Raw genomic sequence first — 21,747 nt, forward strand, 5'->3', positions numbered from 1 at the left:
GACACCGCCGCAACCACACCACAAATGAAGGCCCTGACAGGACCTGGTCGAGCACCACTGCTCCCAGAACCCCTGCCAGGGCCTTCACCCATTCACCACCTCAAAACCCACCCCGCTGCTTATTCCATAGGCCGTCGCCTATAAACGTCTTGGGCAGCTTTGCTATGTGCTTCCTGTTTTGTGTTTCCCCGTGCAGCTTCACGCCGCCCGGGGAATCTTCGTTTCTGCGCTTAGGCCTTTGCTCAGTGCCTATCGGTGAATGTCCCATATGAGCGATGAAAACGCTGTAGAGGAGTCCCCTCAACGTTCCGCTCACCTTGATCGACAACCGGCCCCGAAACAAGAGTGTGCGTCGCAATCTCCGTTTGCTGCGCAATGACGACAGTGAAATAGGCAAGACAGCCGGCAATGGCCACCTCGCCCAAAGCAGTCTGCTCCGTCGGGATCTGCGACAGCAGCCCGTAGATAGGCTGTCCGGGCGTTCCAAGCCATTCGGCAGTGTCCTGCTGGTCTGCAGACAGAACACTCAGCGTGTACCGCCTCGCGGTGCCCAGAGCCTCCATCATGCGCGAACCGGAATAGACAGAAGCCGCCATCGTCGGAGGATCCCAAGACACACTCATATAGGAATCAACGGTGATTGCCGCGGTGTGCGAACCCTTCGCACATGTCAGAACAGCAAGACCGACAGACATATAGCCGGTCAGGCGTCGATACTCGTCAATGCCGACGGAATCACGTTGGGGTCTATCCATACCGCTCAGTTTAGGCGGCTAGAATGCTGGCATGTCTGAAACGTTCTCGGCTCCCGGTGGCAGCGCCACCATTGAACGTCAGCAACAGGAGCAGCTGACCGAACCCGGCGACCACGAACGCTTTTCGCACTACGCCCCCAAAGCCAAGATCATGGAGGCGATGGTCAACGGAACCCCCATCGTCGCCCTGTGCGGCAAAGTCTGGGTTCCCTCCCGCGACCCACAGAAATTCCCCGTCTGCCCAGCCTGCCGAGAAATCTACGAATCCATGCCAGAAGGCCCCCAGGAGCCCGACGACCAGTGAACGCTCCCGGAAGAGTTCCGGGCACATCAGCAGCAGAGCAGCTGCCCCCGGCTTATCCCGAACGCGCAGCGTGGGGTACAGCCGGTAAGCTTCGTGCCTGGCAGGCTGAAGCCCTCGAACAGTACTTCACCACCGAACCGCGAGATTTCCTCGCAGTTGCTACCCCCGGGGCGGGCAAAACCACTTTCGCTCTGCGACTGGCAGCCGAGCTGCTGGCACAGCGCAAAGTCGACCGCGTGACCGTCGTGGCACCCACCGAGCACCTCAAAGTGCAGTGGGCAGACGCTGCCGGCCGAGTCGGCATCAAACTCGACCCGCGGTTTAAGAACAGCGACGGTTCGACCGCTCCCGGTTTCCACGGTGTAGCAGTGACCTATGCGCAGGTGGCAGCAAAAGCCGTCCTGCACCACAACAGGACGGCCCGTGCGCGCACCCTCGTCATACTTGACGAGGTGCACCACGCCGGCGATGCACTTTCCTGGGGAGACGCGATCCGCGAAGCATTCAGCCCCGCCCGGCGCCGCCTGTCGCTGACAGGCACCCCTTTCAGGTCCGACACCGCAGCCATTCCCTTTGTGACCTACGAACCCGATGACGAGGGCATTCGCACTTCGCAGGCCGACTACTCCTACGGCTATTCGCGCGCACTCGAAGACGGCGTTGTCCGCCCGGTCATCTTCATGACCTACTCGGGCAATATGCGGTGGAAGACCAAAACCGGTGACGTCATGGAGACCCTGCTGGGCGCTGACGCGACAAAAGACATCCACGCCCAAGCGTGGCGGACCGCACTTGACCCGCGCGGAGAATGGATCCCCGCGGTTCTCAAAGCCGCTGACATCAGGCTGAGCGAAGTGCGGCGCTCCGTCCCCGACGCCGGCGGTCTGGTCATCGCGACCGACCAGAGCACTGCACGCGCCTACGCAAAACAGCTTAAGCAGATCACAGGCGAAGAAGTCACCGTCGTGCTCTCAGACGAAGCAGGCGCCAGCGATCGGATCGACGAATTCCAAGAGTCCGACCGGCGGTGGATGGTCGCCGTGCGCATGGTGTCCGAAGGCGTCGACGTGCCGCGGCTGGCCGTGGGGGTCTATGCGACATCATCGGCTACACCCCTGTTCTTTGCGCAGGCCATTGGACGTTTCGTGCGTGCCCGCAAGCGCGGCGAAACGGCCTCCATCTTCCTGCCATCCGTGCCGATTCTCCTGGCCTTGGCCAACTCGCTGGAAGTTGAGCGCGATCACGCGCTGGACATCAGAACCGAGGACGGTGAAGAAGACGAGCATCTGCTCGATGATGATGCTCTCGAACAGGCGAACAGGAACGAAAGTGCGTCGTCGGCTCTAGACGAGGGCGCCTACGAGGCGCTGGAATCGCAGGCGTCCTTTGACAAAGTGCTGTTCGACGGCGGCGAATTCGGTGCCGGAGGTGCCGTTGGCTCGGAAGACGAACTCGACTTCATCGGCCTTCCGGGTCTGCTCGAACCCGACCAGGTAGCCGAACTCCTGCGGGCCAGGCAGGCCGAACAGGTCAAACGACGCGGCAGCGGCGGACAGACCGCACAGCCACAGCCGCAAGCCGATGCGGCGGAGCTTCAGCACCGCGCGCTGAAAGAAGACCGCAGCAAACTGCAGTCCATGGTCGGTGCGTGGGCGCGCCGGACAGGCAAACCGCACGGCTCAATTCACCTGGAGCTGCGCAGAGCCTGCGGGGGACCGGCTGTAGCGCAAGCCAGTCGCGAACAGATCCTCGACCGGATCAACACTCTGCAGCGCTGGTTCGTCGGCAGAAAATAGCTGCCGCTCAGGCGTCGTAGAACACCGTCGGGATCGTCGGGTCGCCGTCCTGCAGGCGCCGTGCCGAACGGGGCAGTTCTGCCATGGCCGCCCGGTGCATTTCCTGAGCTCGAACAACCGCCTCGGGGCCTGTGAAGCTGTCATCGATTTCCCCGTCGACAACAAAGTCAACCTGCAGGTCACGACCGCCGCCGACAGTCTCCGGAAGATGCGGAACCCCAATGGCTTCCTGTATGGCTGTTCCGCCGGACAGCACCCGCCGCGCAGTCTTGAGCCCGCCGTGTGAGCCCTTGCCCGCAGCCTTTTTGGCCACCGAGTGCCACTTGCCGGAATCGTCCTGCCTAGCCGTGAGCTTGTACACAAGGTTGGCCGAGGGTGCCCCGGAGCCGGTCACCAGTCGAGTGCCGACACCGTAGGAATCCACGGGAGCTGACGCCAATGCGGCAATTGCGTATTCATCGAGATCGCTCGTGACGGTGATCGTGGTGTTGTGAGCCCCGAGGGCATCGAGCTTGTCGCGCACCTCGGCAGCCTGAATGCCGAGGTCACCCGAATCCAAGCGCACACCGCCGAGTTTCGGACCGGCTATGCGGATGGCTGTTTCGAGTGCTTCGTCGACGTCATAGGTGTCCAGCAGAACAGTCGTGTCAGTTCCGAGTGAGTTGATCTGCGCACGAAAGGAGTCTTCTTCCGCGGCGTGCAGAAGGGTGAAGGAATGTGCCGACGTGCCGATGGTGCGCAGACCAAACCGGCGCCCCGCCTCGAGATTCGACGTCGATGAGAAGCCGGCAACAACAGCGGCCCGGGCCGCGGCAACAGCACTGCTCTCATTGGTGCGCCGCGAACCCATTTCCGCCAGCGGCCGGCCCCCCGCCACACTGCTCATGCGCGAAGCCGCAGCCGCTACCGCACTGTCGTAGTTGTAGACCGACAGGGCGAGGGTCTCCAGGATGACCGCCTCGGCAAACGGGGCCTCCACAATGAGCAGTGGTGAGCCCGGAAAATAGACATCGCCTTCCCGATAGCCGCGAATCGTGCCGGAAAAGCGGTAATCGGCCAGCCAGCCCAGAGCATCATCAGAGACAACACCGGTCTCGCGCAGAAAGCGCAGCTCGTCATCGCCGAACCGGAAGCGGCTCAGTCCTTCCAGCAGCCGACCGGTGCCGGCAACCACACCGTAGCGGCGCCCAGGCGGGAGCCTGCGCCCGAACATCTCAAACAAACACGGAGTATCCGCAGTGCCGGCATCCAAAGTTGCCTGCAGCATCGTCAGTTCGTAATGATCGGTCAGCAGAGCGGTCGACGGCCCGTCTGACGTTGTGAGTTCACGCATACTCGCGAGCATATCGGACCGCTCAGCGGGTCTTTTGGGAGTCAGTGCAATACAGTTGACTCCTGTGAGTACCACCGCCTTGCCCGTTGCAGAATCCGACGTCCTCGCTGACGCGCAGACCGATCCTGCGCTGCCGTGGGTCACGATCGTGTTCAACGACCCGGTCAACCTCATGTCCTATGTGACATACGTGTTCCGGTCCTACTTCGGCCACTCCCCGGAAAAAGCCGCCCAGCTCATGCGACAGGTCCACTATGACGGCAAAGCCGTTGTGTCCCAGGGAACGCGCGAAGAAATGGAAAAAGACACCGCTGCCATGCACGGCTTCGGTCTGTGGGCCTCGTGCAGGCAAATGGATTCGGGGGGAGCGGCATGAAGCTCTATCCCAGCAGCTCGGCATTTGCGCAGCTGGAGTTCGGCGGCACGGAGAAGGCAATCGTCGCCAGAGTCGTCAGCGACACCATCACACTGCTCGACAGTCGGTCTGACAGCGAAAGCACCGACCCCTTGGCGAAACTCGTGGGCATAGAAGACCGCGAACGGCCCACCGACCCGGCGCTCCTTCGGCTGCTGCCGGATGCCGACCCGGAAAATCCAGAGGCCTCCGCTGAGTTTCGCCGCTACACCGAAAACGACATCCGCGAAGGCAAAATCGCGAACCTGCAGACCATCCTCTTCACACTGAGCAAAACCAGTCCCGCCGAAATCGGTCGGGACGAAGCACACGCGTGGATGATCGGCCTGACCGACGTTCGTCTGGTCATATCCAGTCGACTGGGAATCGTGACCGAAGACGATATGCAGCAGCTGTACGACCGTGAAGATCACCTGGACGGCAACGATTCCGCCCTGCTGTCCATCTACGACTTCCTTTCGTGGGTACAGGAGCGCTTCACCGAACTGTTCATGAACCAGCTGGACGGGGACAGCGAATGATGAAGCTCACTGCGATCGGCACGTCCGGTTCCTACCCCGGTCCGCATTCCGCCGCAAGCTGCTATCTGCTGCAGGTGGAAGCCGACAGAACGTGGAACATCGTTCTCGACCTGGGTTCGGGCGCGCTGGGGCCGCTGCAGCGCTGGATCACCCACACCGACATCGACGCGATCGTGCTCAGTCACCTACATCCCGACCACTGCCTCGACGTGACCGGCCTGTACGTCATGCACCGCTACGACCCGCGATTCCTGGAAGCGGGCGGGCATCCGAACCGGTTGGCAGTGTACGGGCCGGCGGGAACCCGCGAACGGCTCACCGCCGCCCACCATACGGAACCCGGAGCAAGCCCCATTCCAGCCGATTCCGCCTCGGGAGATCTCGAGCAGGCATTTGACTTCACCGACATGCGCAATGGCGAATCCTTCACGGTCGGTCCTGTGACCATCACCCCGCACCTCGTGCACCACCCGGTTGAAACCTATGCCGTGCGGGTCGAATACGCCGGTGCGGTGTTGGCCTACTCCGGTGACTCCGACGCCTGCGACAACCTGACCACCGCGGCACGCGGCGCTGACGCCTTCCTATGTGAAGCTGCGTTCGAAGACGGCCGCGACACAGTGCGCGGCATCCACCTCAACGGCGAACGCGCAGGATGCACCGCGCAGGAAGCCGGGGCACAACGGCTGATTCTGACGCACATTGCACCCTGGACCAATGCCGAGACCGTCGCCGCCGCGGCAGCACACCACTACACCGGCCCCATCGATCTTGCAGTGCCTGACCGCACATGGGAGATCCGGGCACAGCGGACGTCAGAACCCGTGGCCGCAGGTGCCTAACAACAACACTGAGGAGCAGTCATGACCCGCTTTGACGGCCGCACGGCCGATCAGCTTCGACCCGTTTCCTTCCAGCGCGGCTGGCTCGACCACGCCGAAGGCTCCGTGCTCGTGGAGTTCGGCAATACGCGCGTGCTGTGCGCAGCCTCGCTGACCGAAGGCGTGCCCCGCTGGCTCAAGGGTGAGGGCACCGGGTGGGTCACAGGCGAATACGCCATGCTGCCGCGTGCCACCCACACCCGGTCGAGCCGCGAATCCGTTCGCGGCAAAGTGGGCGGGCGCACGCACGAAATCTCACGACTGATCGGCCGCAGCCTGCGCGCAGTCGTCGACACCGCACAGCTGGGCGAAAACACCATTCAACTGGACTGCGACGTCCTCCAAGCCGACGGCGGAACCCGCACGGCAGCCATCACAGGGGCCTACCTCGCTCTGCACGACGCGATCGAAAAGGGGCGCGAACTCGGCTGGATCCGCAGCAGTGCCAAAGTGCTCACAGATTCACTCGCGGCAGTGTCCGTCGGCATTGTCGACGGCACCCCCGTTCTCGACCTGCCCTACGAAGAGGACTCGCAGGCAGAAACCGACATGAACGTGGTCATGACCGGCTCCAGCAAATTCATTGAAATCCAGGGCACTGCCGAAGGAGAACCCTTCGACAGGAGCGAACTCGCAGCGCTGCTCGACCTTGCTTCCCTTGGCTGTGCCGAGTTGACTCGCCTGCAGAAAGAAGCGCTCGAAGCATGACCGGCCACGAGGGTCAACCAGTCGTCCTGGCCACCGGAAACGAAGGCAAACGCGCCGAACTCGAAACCATCCTGGCGCGCGCCCTGCCGGGTACGACAGTCGTGACATCTTCGGCTTTGGGTCTTAGCAGTCCCGTAGAAGACGGTACGACATTCGAAGAGAACGCGCTGATCAAAGCCCGCTCCGCCGCTGCCGAAGCGGGTCGACCCGCTTTTGCTGACGACTCCGGTCTGACCGTCGGCATTCTGGGTGGTGCGCCGGGCATCTTCTCCGCTCGCTGGAGCGGCAGCCACGGGGACGACCTCGCCAACAACCGACTGCTGCTGGCTCAGCTGGCAGATGTCAAAGACTCTGACCGCGCTGCCGCTTTCGTATGCGCCGCGGCCTTTGTCGATACCGACGGCACTGAGATCGTCTGCCGAGGTGCCCTGCCGGGTGCGCTGGCCCGCGCACCGCACGGATCGGGCGGGTTCGGCTACGACCCCATCTTCATTCCGGAAGGCCAAGACCGCTGCCTGGCAGAGTACAGCCGGGAGGAGAAGAACGCTGTTTCCCACCGGGGGAGGGCCTTCAGCGAGCTGGTGGAGAAGGTTCGAGCACACTTCGCGAGCTGACCTGCGCCGTCTCAGCGGACCGGCGGCGTACGTTTCTGCGCGTTCGCACCTTCAGCCCTGCGCGCAGAAAAGGCGCGGCCGGTGTACTCACCGGCCGCGCCTTTTATTCTGAAGCTGCAGGTTCTGTATTACCAGCCGTAGATCTCGGTGATCTTGATGGAGTCACCGTCGATTTCGAATTCGCCGCTGGCGATCACGGGTGCAGGGGTCGCCAGCTTCCACGCATTCTTGCCGCGGCTCTTCGAGTCGGCCGAGAACTGCGCCTTGCCGTTGTCGGTGGTGCGGAACGTGCCCTTGCCGCTTCCGCTGTCAAGCTTCGCGGACACCTTCGGGTTGGTCACCTTCCACGAAACAGTGTTGAGCTTGACGTCCTTTTCAGGCTTGATGCTGGTGTTCTGTGCCTTCTTCGGCAGCGAGATGGGACCGCAGCCCTTCTTTTCGAACTCTTTGGCCTTCTTGCAGTCGTCGATGCGCTTGTCGACCTGCTTCTGCACTTCCTTGCCCAGTTCGCCTGTGGGCTTCGGGTCGACCTTGAGCTCTGCGCCGCCGTCGTCGCCGCCGAAACCGACCGTGGTCTTTGCCGAAGCCGATTCAATGAACTTCGAACCCTCAGTGGAGATTTCGTAGGTGCCGGGCAGGACCGCGTACTCGGTGTCGGGGTTGGAGGTTGTGAAGTCCTCCCCGTTGATCTTGACCTTCGCGCCGGCCGGGGCGTTGATCTTCACGGTGCCGAGGTCAGGGGCATTGAGCTTCCACTTGTCGAAGAAGAGTCCTTGCTTGCCGTCCTTGCTGCCGGTCAGATCGATGCTCTTGTCTTCTTCGCCCTGTTTGTATCCGACGGTGATCTTGACATCATCGCCATTGCGCTCCGAAGCGGTCACCTGGGCATTGGACAGAGTATCGGCAGCTGCCTTTGCATACTTCGGGTCGTCGATGAGGTCAGTGTAGGCGTTTTCGGGTGTATCAAACGATGCGTATGAGCGCGCCTTTTCGAAGTCCCCTTCGTTGAGAGCCTCGACGAATTTTTCAGCCGTGGCGTCTGGGCCATACACGGTGCGGTTGATGATGAAGTGCGCAATAGCGCCGACAATCACCAGGATCACCACGACGGAAGCGGCGATCACAGGGATCAGCCACGCCGCCGTGTTGGACTTTTTTCTGGGGCGTTCGCGGACCGGGGCGGCGGCAATCGCAGTGCCGCCGCCACCTGCTGGGGTGCCCATGCCGGGACCCGGCGGAGGTGTCATCCGACCTGCACCCGCAGCACCGGCCCCTGCCGCAGCGCCTGCGCCGAAAGCACCGGCGCTGCCTGCGCTTGGGCTCACAGGGGGTATGACCGCGGTGTTGCCGTCTGCAGGGCCACGAGGTGCCGAGGCGGGGCGAGCACTGTGCTGCCCGGCCTGCGGTGGGCCCTGCGGACTAGTCTGCGGCTGCTGTGGGCTTTCCTGCCTGGGAGCCTGTGCTGGGTCCTGCGCACCGGCGGGAGGAAGCACCGTGGTTTTGGCGTCCTCGCCTCCGGGCGGGTTGCCCATCGGAGGTTTCTGCGGAGGTTCGGCTGCGGGCTTCGGCGCGGGCGTGCCGCTTTGGGGTGCTCGTTGAGGCGCCTGCGGTCCATAGCCGTTTGCAGGGCTGCTCGGGGGAGTCGGCTGTTCAGGGGGACGTCCGGTGCCGTAGTTCGGCTGTGGAGACGACGAGCTGTTGCTGCCTTCTTCGGGCGTTGGCTTGCTCATTGCTTCCTTCTTCGCGTTGATTGTCTGAGACCTGCGCCTCAATCTATCAGTTGGGCCCAGTCTGCACCTTCTTTCCGCGTGGAAGCTGGGAACCGAGCCGAAGCTCGTGCACCATAGGGACAATGGACCCCTCGGCACAAAGACTTCGCATCCCCTTCTTCGCAGTCCGCTCGGCGTTTCCGGCTGTCATCGTGGTGGGTGCTGTTGCGTTCCTCTCAGGTGCTGCGGTGTGGACGATAGCCGCTGCACACCTCATGCCCACCTCGGTCATCCTCGTGTGGGCGACGCGCGGAATCGCCGCCGCCGCTGGTCTTGCCGTGCCGTTGGGATCAGCCGTGCTGTCTCTGCCGCCGACCCTCGCCAACCTCGCGCTGTTCTTTGCCGTCTACTGGAGTGGGGTGCGGCTGCGCCGGATGCTCGACGACAGTGACCCAGAAGGTGAGGACCGCCTGGTGTCTCGGATCATCGGGGCCGCTTCGCTCTTCGGGATCTTTGCGCTGTTGGTGCTCATCGCCGCGAGCATCGGCGGAGCCGCCTTTGACCTGCGCGGTGTCATCCGTGTCTGCGTGCTTTTGAGCGGTCCCGTACTCGTGTCCCTGCGGCCGGCCGGTGAGCTCATCAACCGGGCCGTGCGCGACTACATGGGCTCAGCCGCGCTTGAAGCTCTGCGCATGTCTCGTGCCCAGACCCTGCGTGTCTTCGCGGCGCTGATCATCAGCTCGAACGTCGTTCTCGCCGTTTTGATAGCCGTGCGCTTCGGTGAGGTGACAGCCGTGCTGCAGGCGTACTCATCGCCGAGTGCTGCAGCGGTGGGACTGGGTGTGATCCAGCTTGCCTACGCGCCGACCGTGTGGGCGGCGGGCATTGCCTGGGTTTCCGGTGCGGGAGTCACTCTCGCCAGAGGTGTCGAACTGTCAGCCTACCGAGGTGCCGAGGGCATCGTTCCGCCGCTTCCCATCGCCTACGCTTTCCCGCCCGAGCCCAGTCCGTGGGCCGGCCTGCTCGCGCTCATTCCGGTTGTCGCCGTCGCTGCGGCGGTGACCGGGCGGGCCGAGTGGCAGTCGGCTGCCCAGCTGTGGCCGGCGGTGTTCTCTTCGGTTCAGATTCTCCTGGGCTTTTCCGTGCTGTGCCTGTTCTTCTCCGGCGGCATCGGCGGGGGAGGCCTCAGCGAAATCGGCGTGGACGTTGTGCCCACGATGCTCCTGGCGGGTCTGGGCACGTGTGCCGTCGTCTTCGCGGGCATTGGAATGGTGCGGCTGCGCGACCACTTCGCCGCACGAGATTGAACCGTGCCTGAGGAAATCAGCTTTCCGGGGCAAGTCCGGGCATGTCGATGCCCGTGAGGTTCTTGAACTTGCTGTTGAGGGCTGTGTTGTATTCCGAAGTGCACGACACTGAAGCCTGTTCGGTCAGGGCTGAGCTGACACACTCCTGGTAGTCCGCCTGCTCCTGGTAGGTGAGCATCGTGCCGATTGTGCCCAGCCCCACGTAGCCGGACACGATGATGCTGATGACGCCCATGATGAACCACGAAGCTGGGCGGTTCTCCCGGCTCGATGCAGCAAAGAAGCGAATGGCCACAACGACGGCGGCAACAGCGAGAACGCCGGCCGCCACCTTGATGGGAACACCGAGCATGGACACCAGGAGACCGCCGATGACGAGCATGCTCAGTGTCGTTCCGAGCTGGGCGGCTCGGCTTGGCTGCTCGGAATCCTTCTTCGGCTTCTGGGTATTTGCTTCGGGTTGAGTCACGCTGTCCATCTTGGCATACCTCGTGACAGATGTGGCTGCTGGCCGCTTGGCGGTCCGCCCCGCTCAGATTTGCTCTACCTGGTGGACAGTGTCTTGCGCGGGTCTGTCACTCATGGGCGATTCAACTGTGGTGTGGGTTGCTTATAGTCCGAAGGCTCCACCGCTGACGAGGATGACGATGCCCAGCCCGATGAGCACTGCTGGGAAGAGAATGTCTTCCCACCGTTCCAGGGCTTCGGCAATAGGTTTTCTTGAGCTGATCCATTTGGCTAGGAACACCAGGACGGCCACCAGTACTAAGAAGACGATGCAGCAGGCCAGCACTGCACCCCAGCTGACGCTGACGAACACTGGCACATAGACGCCGAGATTGTCGCCGCCGTTGGCGAAGGTCACGGCCGCCACGGCCCAGATCGAGACGCGTTTGCCTTCCAGCTGTGCTTCGTCATCATCGTCTTCGCCGCGATTTCGCCAGGCCTGCCATGCCGCCCAGAGACCCAACCCCAGGGGAATCAGGCCAAAGTACGGCAGGATGGCTTCCGGCAGCAGTATTTGGGCGCCAAAGGCTGCTGCTGCCGCAGCGCCTAAAATACCCAGGAATCCTAGATATTGTCCCACCAGGATGCGGCGGGTGGTTCCTGGTTGTCCCTGGCCTCGGGCAAAAAACAGAGACAGGATGACGACGTCATCAATGTTGGTGGCGATAAACAGGCCAATCGCCTGCACGAGGGAAGAAATCACGCGCTGAGCTCCTCATCATGAGCACAACCGGCAACAGTGCAGACCGGATCAATGCAAGGGGCAGCTACGTCAACGGCCAGGGTCGTGTCCACCAAGGCAGTCAGTGCCTGCGCCAAGTGTGGGTCCGCGATCTCGTAGCGGGTTTGGCGTCCCTGATGCTTGCCGACCACAATGCCACAATCGCGCAGACAGGCCAGGTGGTTGGACACATTAGACCGTGTCAGGTCCAGAGCGTGGGCAAGGACCGCCGGATATTCAGGCCCCTCCAACAGCGTTAATAAAATTCGGGATCGCGTGGGATCGGCCATGGCTCGACCCAACCGGTTCATGACATCTAAACGAGCAGAATTGGTCAGCATGTAGTGAACTATACAGCAAACACTGAATAGTGCGACTAGATTTTCTAGATTTTACGGGAGCGACAAGAGGTCTATGCGGTGTTGACTTTGCTCAGCGGTTTTTCGCAGCTTCATGTGGCGGCCTGCTTTCACCTCTTCTGTTGCTGCCCAAATGCACCACATAGACTGCCGGAGCTGACCAAGGCGTATAGGGGTTGATGCAAAAGCTGGCATACAATTCCGCATGTGCGTCTACTGCTCCTGGCCTCCGGCACCGGTTCCCTCGTCCAAGCCGTCATCGACGGGCTTGCAAACACGGGCGTCGAGATCGTCGCCGTCGGCTCTGATCTGGCAGACGCGCCGGTCCTTGACCGGGCTCGCGCGGCCGACATCGAGGTGTTCAGTGCGCACCCGCGGGACTACGCCGACCGTGCGGCATGGGACCAGGCTTTTACTGAGACTGTTGCCGGCTACAGCCCCGATTGGATCGTCTCGGCAGGCTTCATGCGAATCCTGGGAGCCTCGTTCGTTTCGCGCTTCGGCGGACGGATCATCAACACTCACCCGGCTCTTCTGCCGGCTTTCCCCGGTGCTCACGGGGTGCGCGACGCGCTTGACTACGGCGCCAAGGTCACAGGGACCACCATTCACCTGGTTGATGAGGGCGTGGACACCGGACCGATCATCGCGCAGTTTCCCGTTGTGATCGAACCGAATGAAACCGAAGCGGTCCTGCATGAAAGAATCAAAGCAATCGAGCGCCGCGAGCTTGTGCGCCTCCTGCGCTTTCTTGAGCACGGCACAATCGAGGTGAGCGGACGGCATGTGTCCGGGTACACGCCGTCAGCTTCCTGAAGCAACCTGACCGAGGAGCAGAGTGAACGACCAGCGTCCCATCCGACGGGCACTTATCAGCGTCTATGACAAGACCGGACTCGAAGAGCTGGCCGCCGGACTGGCAGCCCAGGGCGTCGACATCGTGTCAACCGGTTCGACCGCGGCGCGCATTGAAGCCGCCGGAGTGCCCGTGACGCCAGTCGAACAGCTGACCGGTTTCCCCGAATGCCTCGAAGGGCGCGTCAAGACGCTGCACCCGAAAGTTCACGCCGGGATCCTCGCAGATTCCCGCAAAGCCGACCACATGGACCAGCTGGAGCAGCTGGGCGTTGAACAGTTCGATCTCGTTGTGGTCAACCTCTACCCGTTTGTTGAAACAGTCGCCTCTGGCGCCGGATATGACGACGTCGTCGAACAGATCGACATCGGCGGACCATCCATGGTGCGCGCAGCTGCAAAGAACCACCCCACGGTTGCCGTTGTGACCGACCCGGAACGGTACGCAGAAGTCATCGAGGCCGCCGGTTCCGGTGGGTTCGACCTTGCCGCCCGCCGCGAACTTGCCAAGGCCGCTTTCGAACACACCGCCGCATACGATGTCGCGGTTGCGGCGTGGTTCGGCCAGCAGCTGGGCGGGGAAGAAGCCAAACCGGACTTCTTCGGGATGACCGCAGAGAAGAAGAACGACCTGCGCTACGGCGAAAACCCGCACCAGAAAGCAGCCGTCTACGCGTCACCCGGCACCGGCGGCGTAGCCAACGCCGTCCAGCACGGCGGCAAGGAGATGTCCTACAACAACTACGTGGACACCGACGCGGCTCTGCGCGCCGCCTACGACCACGAAGGCCCAGCCGTTGCGATCATCAAACACGCCAATCCGTGCGGCATCGCAACAGCGGATACGATTGCCGAAGCGCACCGGCTGGCCCACGCCACCGATTCGCTGTCAGCCTACGGCGGCGTCATTGCCTGCAACCGTCCGGTCGACCTGGCCACAGCTGAATCAATCAAGCCGATCTTCACCGAAGTGGTCATCGCACCCGGCTATGATGCCGACGCGCTGGAGCTGCTGCAGACCAAGAAGAACCTGCGGATCCTTGAGATCGACGGCTACTCGGTGCCACCCATGGAATACCGTCAGGTCAGCGGAGGACTCCTCGTGCAGGACCGCGACGCGCTGCAGGCTGCCGGCGACCGTGCAGATCAGTGGACACTGGCAGCCGGTCAAGCCGTGGACGAAGAGACACTGGCCGACCTCGAATTCGCGTGGCGGGCCTGCCGCGCAGTGAAGTCCAACGCGATCCTGCTGGCATCCGGTGGCGCAGCCGTCGGTGTGGGCATGGGGCAGGTCAACCGCGTGGACTCTGCGAAGCTCGCCGTTGACCGAGCAGGCGCTGAACGCGCTCAGGGATCGGTTGCGGCCTCGGACGCGTTCTTCCCGTTTGCCGATGGCCTCCAGGTGCTCATCGACGGCGGTGTGAAAGCCGTCGTTCAACCCGGCGGTTCGATCCGTGACGAAGAGGTCATCGCCGCTGCCGAAGCCGCGGGCATTTCGATGTACTTCACCGGCACGCGCCACTTCTTCCACTGATCGACCGTCGCCCACACGATATGGCACAAGCCGGAAAAACCCGCAGCCGCCGTGCGAGCCGTGCTCGCAAGGGCGGCCGCGGTCCCATTTCCAAACGGTGGATCTACTGGAAGCGCCGCTACTCCAACCCGGTGCGGCGCGACTGGGTTCTCCTGTACACGCTGATCGGCATCGCCTTGTCCTGCGCCGGTGCGCTGGTGAACGTTCGCGTGGGCGGCATTATGCTCGCCGCGACAATCGGCGCTGTTGGGCTGCTGCGGATCATTCCGAGCTCATGGCAGAAAACCTGGGTCAACCGAAGCGCAGTCACCGATGCTGCGACAACGCTGCTGGCCGCGGCCCTCTTGGTTTTTCTGGCCCTGACCCTGCCGTCAGCCTGACCGCAGAGCCTACAGCTTTTCGACTGGCGCGTAGCGCAGCAGCAGTCGTTTGGTGCCCTCCGAACCGAAATCGACCGTCGCCACGGCTTTGTCGCCGCTTCCGGAGACTTCAAGAACAGTGCCCATGCCGAAGGAGTCGTGGGAAACCTTGTCCCCGGCTTCGACGACAACGGCTTCGCGATTGGGACGAATGCGGTTGGGGAAGCTGCGGCCCACGCTCGCAGCGGACTGGCTGGGCCGTCCCGTGCGCATGCTGCGGCCCAGGGTTCCCGACCACCCGTGAGCGGCGGAGCCGGCTTCTTGGCGGTCGACCGCAGCCGTGGGGCTCAGGGTGCCCGTTGATTCCCAGTCGATGAGCTCGTCTGGTATTTCGCCCAGGAAGCGGCTGGGTGGATTGTACTGCGGCTGACCCCACATGGAGCGGGTTTCTGCTCGTGACACAAACAGCTTCTGTTCGGCCCTGGTCAAACCGACATAGGCCAAGCGGCGTTCTTCGGCCAGTTCCGTGGGATCCGAAAATGAACGCTGGTGGGGGAACGTGCCGTCTTCTAAGCCGGTGAGGAAGACCACGGGAAACTCGAGCCCTTTGGCCGTGTGCAGGGTCATGAGGGTGACTTCGCCAAGTTCGGCATCTGGGATCGAATCGGCGTCCGCTGTCAGCGACACCCGCTCCAGGAAGTCCCCGAGTGTGCTTTCGGGGTGCTGTGTGTGGAAGTCTTCGGCCACCGCGACGAGTTCGGCGAGGTTGTCGACCCGAGCTTCATCCTGTGGATCTGAGCTGGCGCTCAGCTGTGCCAGGTATCCGGTCTGCTCCAGAACAGATTCGATCACGCGCGAGGCGGGCGCGCCGTCGGCAGAGGTCATGAGGTCGTTCATGAGTGCCGCGAATTTCTGCAGCGGGCCGAGTGTTCGGGTGGTCATGCCGGGGGCTTCGTCAACCCGCTGCAGGGCCGCCCACAGGGAAATCTGTTCGCGCGAGGCAAAGGCCTGCAGAAGCGCCAGCGAACGATCCCCGATGGAGCGCTTGGGAACGTTGATGATGCGGCTGAGGTTGACGTCGTCGTCCGGATTGTCGATGACGCGGACATAGGCGAGCGCGTCTTTGATTTCCCGGCGTTCGTAGAAGCGGGTCCCGCCGACAACCCGGTAGGGGATTCCTGAGCGCACAAAAGCGTCTTCAATTGCCCGGGACTGGGCGTTCGTTCTGTAGAACACCGCGAAGTCTCCGTAGCTTAGGCCCTTGTCGTCCATGACGGAGTCAATGCGGTCGACGATGAACTGGGCTTCTGACTGTTCGCTCTCTGCCACCCAGCCGGTGATGACGTCGCCGCTGCCGGAATCGGTCCACAGGCGCTTGACCCGGCGGTCGTCGTTGTTGGAGATGACGGCGTTGGCCGCCGAAAGGATGTTCTGCGTGGATCGGTAGTTCTGTTCGAGCAGAACCGTGGCCGCCTGTGGGAAGTCCTCTTCGAATTCTTCGATATTGCGCACTGTTGCGCCGCGGAAGGCGTAGATCGACTGGTCGGCATCGCCGACGACGGTGAGTTCGGCCGGGTTGTCATCGGAATCAGTGCCCGCAAGAGCACGGACCAGCTGGTACTGCGCGGGGTTGGTGTCCTGGTATTCGTCGACGAGGATGTGGCGGAATCGTGCCCGGTAGCTGGCCGCGATGTCGGGGAACGCGCCGAGCATGTGGACGGTTTCCATGATGAGGTCGTCGAAGTCGAAGGCGTTCGCGGTGGCCAGCCGCTGCTGGTAGCGGGTGTACACGGACGCGATCGTCGAATCATAGGGGTTGTTCGCCGACTGTGCGGCGAAGTCCTCGGCTGTGATGAGTTCGTTCTTGACGTTCGAAATGCGGTGCTGCAGCGATTTCGGTGAGAACTTTTTGGTGTCGAGGGCGAGTTCGCGGGCCACCTGGGTGATCAGGCGCAGAGAATCTGCGGAATCGTAGATGGTGAAGTTGGGGCTGCGGCCCAGTGCTTTGGCTTCGCGGCGCAGAATGCGCACGCACGCCGAGTGGAAGGTTGATATCCACATGCCGCGGGTCTGCGTGCCGATGAGCTGTTCCACACGCTCCTGCATTTCCCGTGCGGCCTTATTGGTGAAGGTGATTGCGAGGATCTGTCCCGGGTGGGCCCTCCCGGTGCGCAGGGCGTAGGCGATTCTGCGTGTGAGGACTGCCGTTTTGCCCGAACCGGCACCGGCGACGATCAGCAGGGGACCGCCTTGGTGAACGGCTGCCTTGCGCTGCTGAGGGTTGAGCCCTGCCAAGAGTTCTTCCGGGTTCGAGGACCCGACCGCCTGAGTGTCTGCCGGGGCGGGATCCTCCGCCGGGACGGGCGCGGCTGTGCCGCCGTTGTCTGCGGAAGCGTGCGGATTGAGGAAATCGAACGGTGAGCTCATGGTGCTTCCCAGTATGGCAGGAGGGGCTGACGCGAGACCTGCGCGCAGTGCGTGCAGAAAGAAAACGGGGCGCCGTGCTCACGGCGCCCCGAAGCCGGTGGTATCAGAGAGTGAAGACTGCGACGATCACGGCGAGCACAGCGGCAATGAACCCGGTGTGAGCCATAGCGGCGGACGGAGCTGCGGTCTTGACAGTGCCATCGGCGACAGCGCCAGCGGAGGCGGCGGCCTTTTCGCGCTTGTTGCCGATGATGAACGCAATGAGAGCGACAAGGCCCAAAAGAATCTTGATGCCGGCACCGGCGCGCAACGACATGGTCGGGCTGCCCTGCATCTCCAACATTCCGAACAGCAGGACGCCGGTTACGACCTGCAGACCGGCGGCGTGAAGCATACCGGGCAGAACGCGCGGAGCTTTGACCGTGACGAGGTAGCCGCCGACGATCATCGCCATGCCGATAAGGTGGAGAATGACGAGGATATTCTGAACGATTTCCATAGCCTTGATTCTAGTGGCAAGATATGAGAGCGCCCTGAGCGGGTCAGCTCGGGGCCGTATCCCACTGGGAACAATCCGCCCTGGTGTAACGGCAGCACGCCGGCCTTTGGAGCCGTGCAGTTTAGGTTCGAATCCTAAGGGCGGAGCTGATGCGGAAAACACCGCAGCGCAGTCAACACCGAGGAGCAGCATGGCTGACCATCCCGCAGCTGTCATCGTTCTGGCCGCAGGCGCCGGAACCAGGATGAAGTCCGCAACACCGAAGGTGATGCACCAGATCGGCGGGCGGTCCCTCCTCCACCACGCGGTCAGCGCGGCAGCCGGAGTCGGCCCCGAACACCTCGTGGTCGTGCTGCGACACGAGCGCGACCTCGTGGCAGACCATCTGAACCAGGTGACTGAGGCTGTTGAGCAGTCGATCATCGTCGCCGACCAGGACAGCGTGCCCGGCACCGGCCGGGCAGCAGAATGTGCGCTCACCCAGCTGCCCCAGGACCTGCGCGGCACCGTCGTCGTCACCTACGGCGACGTCCCGCTGCTGACCTCGCAGACCATCGCAGACCTCGTGCGCTTCCACGAAGAGCGCTCCCACGCGGTCACGGTTCTGTCCGCTCACGTGGACAACCCGCACGGCTACGGTCGCATCATCCGCGACTCCGCCGGTGCGCTTGAGCGGATCGTCGAAGAAAAAGACGCTGACGAAGCCCAGCGCAGGATCACCGAAATCAACTCCGGCATCTACGCTTTTGACGCCTCGGTTCTGCGGTCGTCCCTCGAACAGGTCAGCACCGACAACGCGCAGGGCGAAAAATACCTCACCGACGTCATCGGGCTGGCCCGCGATGCCGGTTCGTCAGTCGCAGCGATGGTCACCGACGACCTGTGGCAGGTCGAAGGCGCCAATGACCGCGTGCAGCTGGCGCAGCTGGGACGTGAACTCAATCGCCGCACGGTTGAGCGCTGGATGCGCGAAGGTGTGACCGTCATAGACCCCGAAACCACGTGGATCGACTCCGATGTCTCGCTCAGCCCCGACGTCACGATCCTGCCGAACGTCCAGCTGCACGGCGCAACCGACATCGGCACCGGAGCCGTGATCGGCCCGGACACCACACTCACCGATACAGAGGTGAAGGCTGAAGCCCGCGTCATCCGCACTCACGGGGAACTCGCGGTCATCGGCGAGGGCGCCTCGGTCGGCCCGTTCGCCTACCTTCGGCCCGGCACAGAACTGGGCTCGAACGGTAAGATCGGAACCTTCGTCGAAACCAAGAACGCGCAGATCGGAACCGGCACCAAAGTGCCCCACCTGACCTACGTTGGGGATGCCGAAATCGGCGACCACTCCAACATCGGAGCTTCTTCTGTGTTCGTCAACTACGACGGACAGACCAAACACCGCACCGTTGTGGGGTCTCACTGCCGCACCGGTTCGGACACGATGTTCATTGCCCCTGTGACCGTCGGCGACGGTGCCTATTCGGGAGCCGGCACCGTCATCCGCAAGGACGTGCCCGCGGGATCACTGGCCATCACATACGCTGAACAGAGAAACATCGAAGGTTGGGTTCAGAAGAACCGGCCCGGAACAGCTGCTGCAGAGGCCGCAGAGCGCGCTAAGGAGTCTGAGGGCAAGTGAACGAGATTACAACAACCGGCGAAAAGAAACTCGTCCTGGTCACAGGGCGCTCACACCCGGAACTGGCAGCCGATGTTGCTGAGAACCTCGGCACGGACCTGCTGGAAACCGAAATCCGCCCGTTTGCCAACGGTGAGATCTACGTCCGCTATTCAGAATCTGTGCGCGGCAGCGACGTCTTCGTCCTGCAGTCGCACTGCACGCCCATCAACGAATGGGTTATGGAGCAGCTGATCATGCTCGATGCGCTCAAGCGCGCATCCGCCAAGCGCATCACCGTGATCGCCCCGTTCTTCCCGTATGCGCGCCAAGACAAGAAGCACCGCGGCCGCGAACCGATCTCCGCTCGACTCATGGCCGACCTCTTCCGGGCCGCCGGCGCTGACCGCATCATCACGGTCGATCTGCACACATCGCAGATCCAGGGCTTCTTCGACGGTCCCGTAGACCACCTGGTCGCCCTGCCGACACTGGCCGGCTACGTCAAGGAGAACTATGACGACAGTCGCCTGGCCGTCGTTTCGCCGGACGCTGGCCGCATCAAGGTGGCCGAAAACTGGTCAGAGGCGCTTGGCGGCGTGCCGCTGGCCTTCATCCACAAGACACGCGACATCGATAGGCCGAACGAATCCAAGGCCAACCGCGTCGTCGGCGACGTCGAAGGCCGCATGTGCGTGCTCGTCGACGACATGATCGACACCGGCGGCACCATTGTGCAGGCCGCTGACGCCTGCATGAACGCCGGAGCTAAGGGCGTCATCATCGTTGCCACTCACGCTGTGTTCTCCGGTCCGGCAGTGCAGCGTTTGGAAAACTCCTGCGCCGAAGAGGTCATTGTGACCAACACCCTGCCGATTGATGATGACAAGAAGTTCGGCAAGCTCACCGAACTGTCGATTGCCCCGCTCCTGGCGCGGGCAGTGCACGAAGTCTTCGAAGACGGATCCGTCACCAGCCTGTTCCACATCTGAGCAGGCTTCGGCGCTGAGTCCCGAAAGCGCGGACCGCCGGAGTTTCGGCACCGCGTACGGTCTGCGGCATTTCAGCCTTCGGCAGACCGTCGTGTATCCTTGTGTGGTTGCCTCGGCGAGGGGAGCTCAGACTCCCGTTATCGACGCGGGTTATCTTGCGTCCGCCGTGGGATTGTATTCACCACGAAGGAGACACAATGGCAGCTGATTTTGTTCTCAACGTCAAGCCGCGCGAAGAGCACGGCAAGGGCGCATCCCGCCGCGCGCGCCGCGCCGGTCGCGTTCCCGCTGTGATGTACGGTCACGGCATTGACCCCGTTCACATGACCGTCGATGGTCACGACATCATGATGGCGATGAAGGTCCCGAACGCACTTCTGGAGATCAAGAACGACGAAGACGGCTTCAAGTCGCTTGCCGTTGCACGTGAAGTGCAGCGCCACCCGGTCCGTCGAGAAATCGTCCACGTTGACCTCATCAAGGTCAAGAAGGGCGAAAAGATCGAGGTCGACGTCCCCATCACGATCGAAGGCGAATCGGCTCCCGAAACCATCGTTGCGCTCGAAGCCACCACGATTCGCGTTCTCGCAGACGCCACCGACCTGCCGGAAGAGCTCGTCGTTTCGGTCGAAGGCCGCGAAGCCGGCGACCACATCTACGCGGGCGACGTCAAGCTCGCTGGCGGCATCGAACTGGTTGACGACGAAGAGCTCATGGTTGTCAACGTCTCGCAGGAGATGTCTGCCGAGGAACTCGAAGCCGAACTCGAATCTGACGCTCAGCCTGACGAGCCCGAAGAAGCCGGCGACGACGCTGAAGAAGCCGGCGATGAAGCAGAAGAAGAGTCCGAAGACTGATCTGCTGATATCTGTGGAAGGCCCCGCCGCTGTGCGGGGCCTTTCGCACATACACGACCCTGAGCACTGCGAACTTTTTCGAGGAGAACGGTGATGTCTGGAACTTGGCTGATTGTCGGCCTGGGCAATCCTGGTTCGCGCTATGAGCGCACTCGGCACAACATCGGCTACATGGTGGTCGACGAACTGCTGCGCCGCACCGGCGGTGCGCTGGGCAAAACCAAACACCGGGCTTTTGCCGACACCGTCCGCCTCGGCAGTGACAAAGCTGTGCTTATGCGCTCGATGACCTACATGAACGAAAGCGGGATCGCGGTGCGCGGACTGGCCGATTTCTACGGTGTCGATCCCGAGCGGATCATTGCCATCCACGACGACGTCGACATTCCCTTCGACAGCATCAAACTCAAGATCGGCGGGGGAGAGGGCGGCCACAATGGCCTGCGCTCCATCACCCAGCACATTGGGACCCGCGACTATCTGCGGCTGCGCGCAGGGGTTGGCCGCCCACCCGGGCGCATGGACACCGCAGACTTCGTCCTTCGCCCCTTCTCACGTTCTGAAGCCGCGGATCTGCCGTTGTTCATCAGCGATCTGGCGGATGCCTGTGAAGACCTCGTGCGACTGGGGCTGACGGACACGCAGCAGCGCTACCACGGCCGGTCACGCGCCTGAG

General features: G+C 62.6%; 23 protein-coding genes and 1 tRNA gene. 16 read left to right on the plus strand and 8 right to left on the minus strand.

Annotated elements, in window-relative coordinates; genetic code table 11:
- Window positions 1-242 precede the first annotated feature (242 nt).
- Window positions 243-755 (minus strand): flavin reductase family protein, encoded by a 513-nt coding sequence (locus HMPREF3162_RS07025; RefSeq protein WP_070576890.1) that lies wholly within the window; start codon window positions 753-755, stop codon window positions 243-245.
- Window positions 756-786: 31 nt separating this feature from the next.
- Here HMPREF3162_RS07025 and HMPREF3162_RS07030 point away from each other — a divergent pair, with 31 nt between their 5' ends.
- Together HMPREF3162_RS07030 and HMPREF3162_RS07035 are read left to right on the plus strand one after the other, a co-directional pair.
- Window positions 787-1,059 carry a DUF3039 domain-containing protein gene (locus HMPREF3162_RS07030; protein ID WP_019175702.1) on the plus strand — a complete coding sequence of 91 codons (273 nt, stop codon included), beginning with the start codon at window positions 787-789 and terminating at the stop codon, window positions 1,057-1,059.
- Window positions 1,056-2,855, plus strand: coding sequence for a DEAD/DEAH box helicase (locus HMPREF3162_RS07035; protein ID WP_070576887.1), 1,800 nt, complete (start codon window positions 1,056-1,058; stop codon window positions 2,853-2,855). The genes HMPREF3162_RS07030 and HMPREF3162_RS07035 overlap by 4 nt, the downstream gene beginning before the upstream one ends.
- A 7-nt stretch (window positions 2,856-2,862) precedes the next feature.
- Here the strand turns inward: HMPREF3162_RS07035 and HMPREF3162_RS07040 are convergent, their stop codons facing one another.
- Entirely contained in the window at window positions 2,863-4,188 is a 1,326-nt protein-coding gene (locus HMPREF3162_RS07040; RefSeq protein ID WP_070576884.1) for a nicotinate phosphoribosyltransferase, read from the minus strand.
- A 64-nt stretch (window positions 4,189-4,252) separates the two neighbouring features.
- Here HMPREF3162_RS07040 and clpS point away from each other — a divergent pair, with 64 nt between their 5' ends.
- The 5 genes from clpS to rdgB are packed head-to-tail and all read left to right on the plus strand — an operon-like array spanning window position 4,253 to window position 7,327.
- The gene (clpS, locus tag HMPREF3162_RS07045; RefSeq protein ID WP_070576881.1) at window positions 4,253-4,564 is read left to right on the plus strand and encodes an ATP-dependent Clp protease adapter ClpS; all 312 of its coding nucleotides are present in this window, start codon (window positions 4,253-4,255) and stop codon (window positions 4,562-4,564) included.
- Window positions 4,561-5,124: a DUF2017 domain-containing protein gene (locus tag HMPREF3162_RS07050; protein ID WP_070576878.1), complete on the plus strand. Its 564-nt coding sequence runs from the start codon at window positions 4,561-4,563 to the stop codon at window positions 5,122-5,124. The genes clpS and HMPREF3162_RS07050 overlap by 4 nt, the downstream gene beginning before the upstream one ends.
- Window positions 5,121-5,966: an MBL fold metallo-hydrolase gene (locus tag HMPREF3162_RS07055; protein ID WP_083304267.1), complete on the plus strand. Its 846-nt coding sequence runs from the start codon at window positions 5,121-5,123 to the stop codon at window positions 5,964-5,966. Before HMPREF3162_RS07050 ends, HMPREF3162_RS07055 begins: the two co-directional genes overlap by 4 nt.
- 21 nt (window positions 5,967-5,987) lie before the next feature.
- Complete coding sequence (rph, locus tag HMPREF3162_RS07060; protein ID WP_070576874.1) at window positions 5,988-6,713, plus strand: ribonuclease PH; 726 nt, start codon at window positions 5,988-5,990, stop codon at window positions 6,711-6,713.
- Window positions 6,710-7,327, plus strand: coding sequence for an RdgB/HAM1 family non-canonical purine NTP pyrophosphatase (gene rdgB, locus HMPREF3162_RS07065; protein ID WP_070576871.1), 618 nt, complete (start codon window positions 6,710-6,712; stop codon window positions 7,325-7,327). Before rph ends, rdgB begins: the two co-directional genes overlap by 4 nt.
- Window positions 7,328-7,455: 128 nt before the next feature.
- Here rdgB and HMPREF3162_RS07070 read toward each other — a convergent pair whose 3' ends face one another.
- The gene (locus HMPREF3162_RS07070) at window positions 7,456-9,057 is read right to left on the minus strand and encodes a zinc ribbon domain-containing protein (protein WP_141750268.1); all 1,602 of its coding nucleotides are present in this window, start codon (window positions 9,055-9,057) and stop codon (window positions 7,456-7,458) included.
- 122 nt (window positions 9,058-9,179) lie between these two features.
- On the opposite strand from HMPREF3162_RS07070, the gene HMPREF3162_RS07075 reads away from it, so the two are divergent.
- On the plus strand, window positions 9,180-10,343 hold the full coding sequence (locus tag HMPREF3162_RS07075) for a cell division protein PerM (protein WP_070576865.1): 1,164 nt from the start codon (window positions 9,180-9,182) through the stop codon (window positions 10,341-10,343).
- A 16-nt stretch (window positions 10,344-10,359) separates the two neighbouring features.
- On the opposite strand, the gene HMPREF3162_RS07080 is transcribed toward HMPREF3162_RS07075, so the two are convergent.
- The 3 genes from HMPREF3162_RS07080 to HMPREF3162_RS11415 form a co-directional block, all read right to left on the minus strand.
- Window positions 10,360-10,812 carry a hypothetical protein gene (locus tag HMPREF3162_RS07080; RefSeq protein ID WP_070777451.1) on the minus strand — a complete coding sequence of 151 codons (453 nt, stop codon included), beginning with the start codon at window positions 10,810-10,812 and terminating at the stop codon, window positions 10,360-10,362.
- A gap of 141 nt (window positions 10,813-10,953) precedes the next feature.
- Window positions 10,954-11,553, minus strand: coding sequence for a cadmium resistance transporter (locus HMPREF3162_RS07085; protein WP_070576858.1), 600 nt, complete (start codon window positions 11,551-11,553; stop codon window positions 10,954-10,956).
- Complete coding sequence (locus HMPREF3162_RS11415; protein WP_081499761.1) at window positions 11,550-11,912, minus strand: Cd(II)/Pb(II)-sensing metalloregulatory transcriptional regulator CmtR; 363 nt, start codon at window positions 11,910-11,912, stop codon at window positions 11,550-11,552. The genes HMPREF3162_RS07085 and HMPREF3162_RS11415 overlap by 4 nt, the downstream gene beginning before the upstream one ends.
- Before the next feature lie 225 nt (window positions 11,913-12,137).
- On the opposite strand from HMPREF3162_RS11415, the gene purN reads away from it, so the two are divergent.
- The 3 genes from purN to HMPREF3162_RS07105 are packed head-to-tail and all read left to right on the plus strand — an operon-like array spanning window position 12,138 to window position 14,699.
- The gene (gene purN, locus HMPREF3162_RS07095) at window positions 12,138-12,746 is read left to right on the plus strand and encodes a phosphoribosylglycinamide formyltransferase (RefSeq protein WP_070576855.1); all 609 of its coding nucleotides are present in this window, start codon (window positions 12,138-12,140) and stop codon (window positions 12,744-12,746) included.
- Window positions 12,747-12,768: 22 nt separating this feature from the next.
- Window positions 12,769-14,319 (plus strand): bifunctional phosphoribosylaminoimidazolecarboxamide formyltransferase/IMP cyclohydrolase, encoded by a 1,551-nt coding sequence (gene purH / locus HMPREF3162_RS07100; protein ID WP_070576853.1) that lies wholly within the window; start codon window positions 12,769-12,771, stop codon window positions 14,317-14,319.
- Window positions 14,320-14,339: 20 nt separating this feature from the next.
- Window positions 14,340-14,699, plus strand: coding sequence for a hypothetical protein (locus tag HMPREF3162_RS07105; RefSeq protein ID WP_070576851.1), 360 nt, complete (start codon window positions 14,340-14,342; stop codon window positions 14,697-14,699).
- A 9-nt stretch (window positions 14,700-14,708) separates the two neighbouring features.
- Here the strand turns inward: HMPREF3162_RS07105 and pcrA are convergent, their stop codons facing one another.
- Window positions 14,709-17,105, minus strand: coding sequence for a DNA helicase PcrA (pcrA, locus tag HMPREF3162_RS07110; protein WP_070576850.1), 2,397 nt, complete (start codon window positions 17,103-17,105; stop codon window positions 14,709-14,711).
- Window positions 17,106-17,208: 103 nt separating this feature from the next.
- Window positions 17,209-17,604, minus strand: a complete 396-nt coding sequence (locus HMPREF3162_RS07115) for a hypothetical protein (protein WP_070576848.1) — start codon at window positions 17,602-17,604, stop codon at window positions 17,209-17,211.
- A gap of 74 nt (window positions 17,605-17,678) precedes the next feature.
- On the opposite strand from HMPREF3162_RS07115, the gene HMPREF3162_RS07120 reads away from it, so the two are divergent.
- From HMPREF3162_RS07120 to pth, 5 genes are all read left to right on the plus strand, one after another.
- Window positions 17,679-17,750 (plus strand) — tRNA-Gln (locus HMPREF3162_RS07120).
- 44 nt (window positions 17,751-17,794) lie between these two features.
- The gene (glmU, locus tag HMPREF3162_RS07125; RefSeq protein ID WP_070576845.1) at window positions 17,795-19,243 is read left to right on the plus strand and encodes a bifunctional UDP-N-acetylglucosamine diphosphorylase/glucosamine-1-phosphate N-acetyltransferase GlmU; all 1,449 of its coding nucleotides are present in this window, start codon (window positions 17,795-17,797) and stop codon (window positions 19,241-19,243) included.
- Entirely contained in the window at window positions 19,240-20,214 is a 975-nt protein-coding gene (locus tag HMPREF3162_RS07130; RefSeq protein ID WP_070576842.1) for a ribose-phosphate diphosphokinase, read from the plus strand. The genes glmU and HMPREF3162_RS07130 overlap by 4 nt, the downstream gene beginning before the upstream one ends.
- Window positions 20,215-20,411: 197 nt before the next feature.
- Window positions 20,412-21,071 (plus strand): 50S ribosomal protein L25/general stress protein Ctc, encoded by a 660-nt coding sequence (locus HMPREF3162_RS07135; RefSeq protein WP_070777453.1) that lies wholly within the window; start codon window positions 20,412-20,414, stop codon window positions 21,069-21,071.
- Between the two features lie 93 nt (window positions 21,072-21,164).
- The gene (gene pth / locus HMPREF3162_RS07140) at window positions 21,165-21,746 is read left to right on the plus strand and encodes an aminoacyl-tRNA hydrolase (RefSeq protein ID WP_070576837.1); all 582 of its coding nucleotides are present in this window, start codon (window positions 21,165-21,167) and stop codon (window positions 21,744-21,746) included.
- Window position 21,747 lies beyond the last annotated feature (1 nt).

It is taken from the genome of Brevibacterium sp. HMSC07C04 (assembly GCF_001815905.1).
GTDB lineage: Bacteria > Actinomycetota > Actinomycetes > Actinomycetales > Brevibacteriaceae > Brevibacterium.

What these genes read in the sequence shown, in the direction of transcription:
- HMPREF3162_RS07025 (WP_070576890.1), bottom strand. Translation starts at nt 755, where the DNA reads ATGGATAGACCCCAACGTGATTCCGTCGGCATTGACGAGTATCGACGC.
- HMPREF3162_RS07030 (WP_019175702.1), top strand. Translation starts at nt 787, where the DNA reads ATGTCTGAAACGTTCTCGGCTCCCGGTGGCAGCGCCACCATTGAACGT.
- HMPREF3162_RS07040 (WP_070576884.1), bottom strand. Translation starts at nt 4,188, where the DNA reads ATGCGTGAACTCACAACGTCAGACGGGCCGTCGACCGCTCTGCTGACC.
- HMPREF3162_RS07050 (WP_070576878.1), top strand. Translation starts at nt 4,561, where the DNA reads ATGAAGCTCTATCCCAGCAGCTCGGCATTTGCGCAGCTGGAGTTCGGC.
- HMPREF3162_RS07055 (WP_083304267.1), top strand. Translation starts at nt 5,121, where the DNA reads ATGATGAAGCTCACTGCGATCGGCACGTCCGGTTCCTACCCCGGTCCG.
- rph (WP_070576874.1), top strand. Translation starts at nt 5,988, where the DNA reads ATGACCCGCTTTGACGGCCGCACGGCCGATCAGCTTCGACCCGTTTCC.
- rdgB (WP_070576871.1), top strand. Translation starts at nt 6,710, where the DNA reads ATGACCGGCCACGAGGGTCAACCAGTCGTCCTGGCCACCGGAAACGAA.
- HMPREF3162_RS07070 (WP_141750268.1), bottom strand. Translation starts at nt 9,057, where the DNA reads ATGAGCAAGCCAACGCCCGAAGAAGGCAGCAACAGCTCGTCGTCTCCA.
- HMPREF3162_RS07075 (WP_070576865.1), top strand. Translation starts at nt 9,180, where the DNA reads ATGGACCCCTCGGCACAAAGACTTCGCATCCCCTTCTTCGCAGTCCGC.
- HMPREF3162_RS11415 (WP_081499761.1), bottom strand. Translation starts at nt 11,912, where the DNA reads ATGCTGACCAATTCTGCTCGTTTAGATGTCATGAACCGGTTGGGTCGA.
- HMPREF3162_RS07105 (WP_070576851.1), top strand. Translation starts at nt 14,340, where the DNA reads ATGGCACAAGCCGGAAAAACCCGCAGCCGCCGTGCGAGCCGTGCTCGC.
- pcrA (WP_070576850.1), bottom strand. Translation starts at nt 17,105, where the DNA reads ATGAGCTCACCGTTCGATTTCCTCAATCCGCACGCTTCCGCAGACAAC.
- HMPREF3162_RS07115 (WP_070576848.1), bottom strand. Translation starts at nt 17,604, where the DNA reads ATGGAAATCGTTCAGAATATCCTCGTCATTCTCCACCTTATCGGCATG.
- glmU (WP_070576845.1), top strand. Translation starts at nt 17,795, where the DNA reads ATGGCTGACCATCCCGCAGCTGTCATCGTTCTGGCCGCAGGCGCCGGA.
- HMPREF3162_RS07135 (WP_070777453.1), top strand. Translation starts at nt 20,412, where the DNA reads ATGGCAGCTGATTTTGTTCTCAACGTCAAGCCGCGCGAAGAGCACGGC.
- pth (WP_070576837.1), top strand. Translation starts at nt 21,165, where the DNA reads ATGTCTGGAACTTGGCTGATTGTCGGCCTGGGCAATCCTGGTTCGCGC.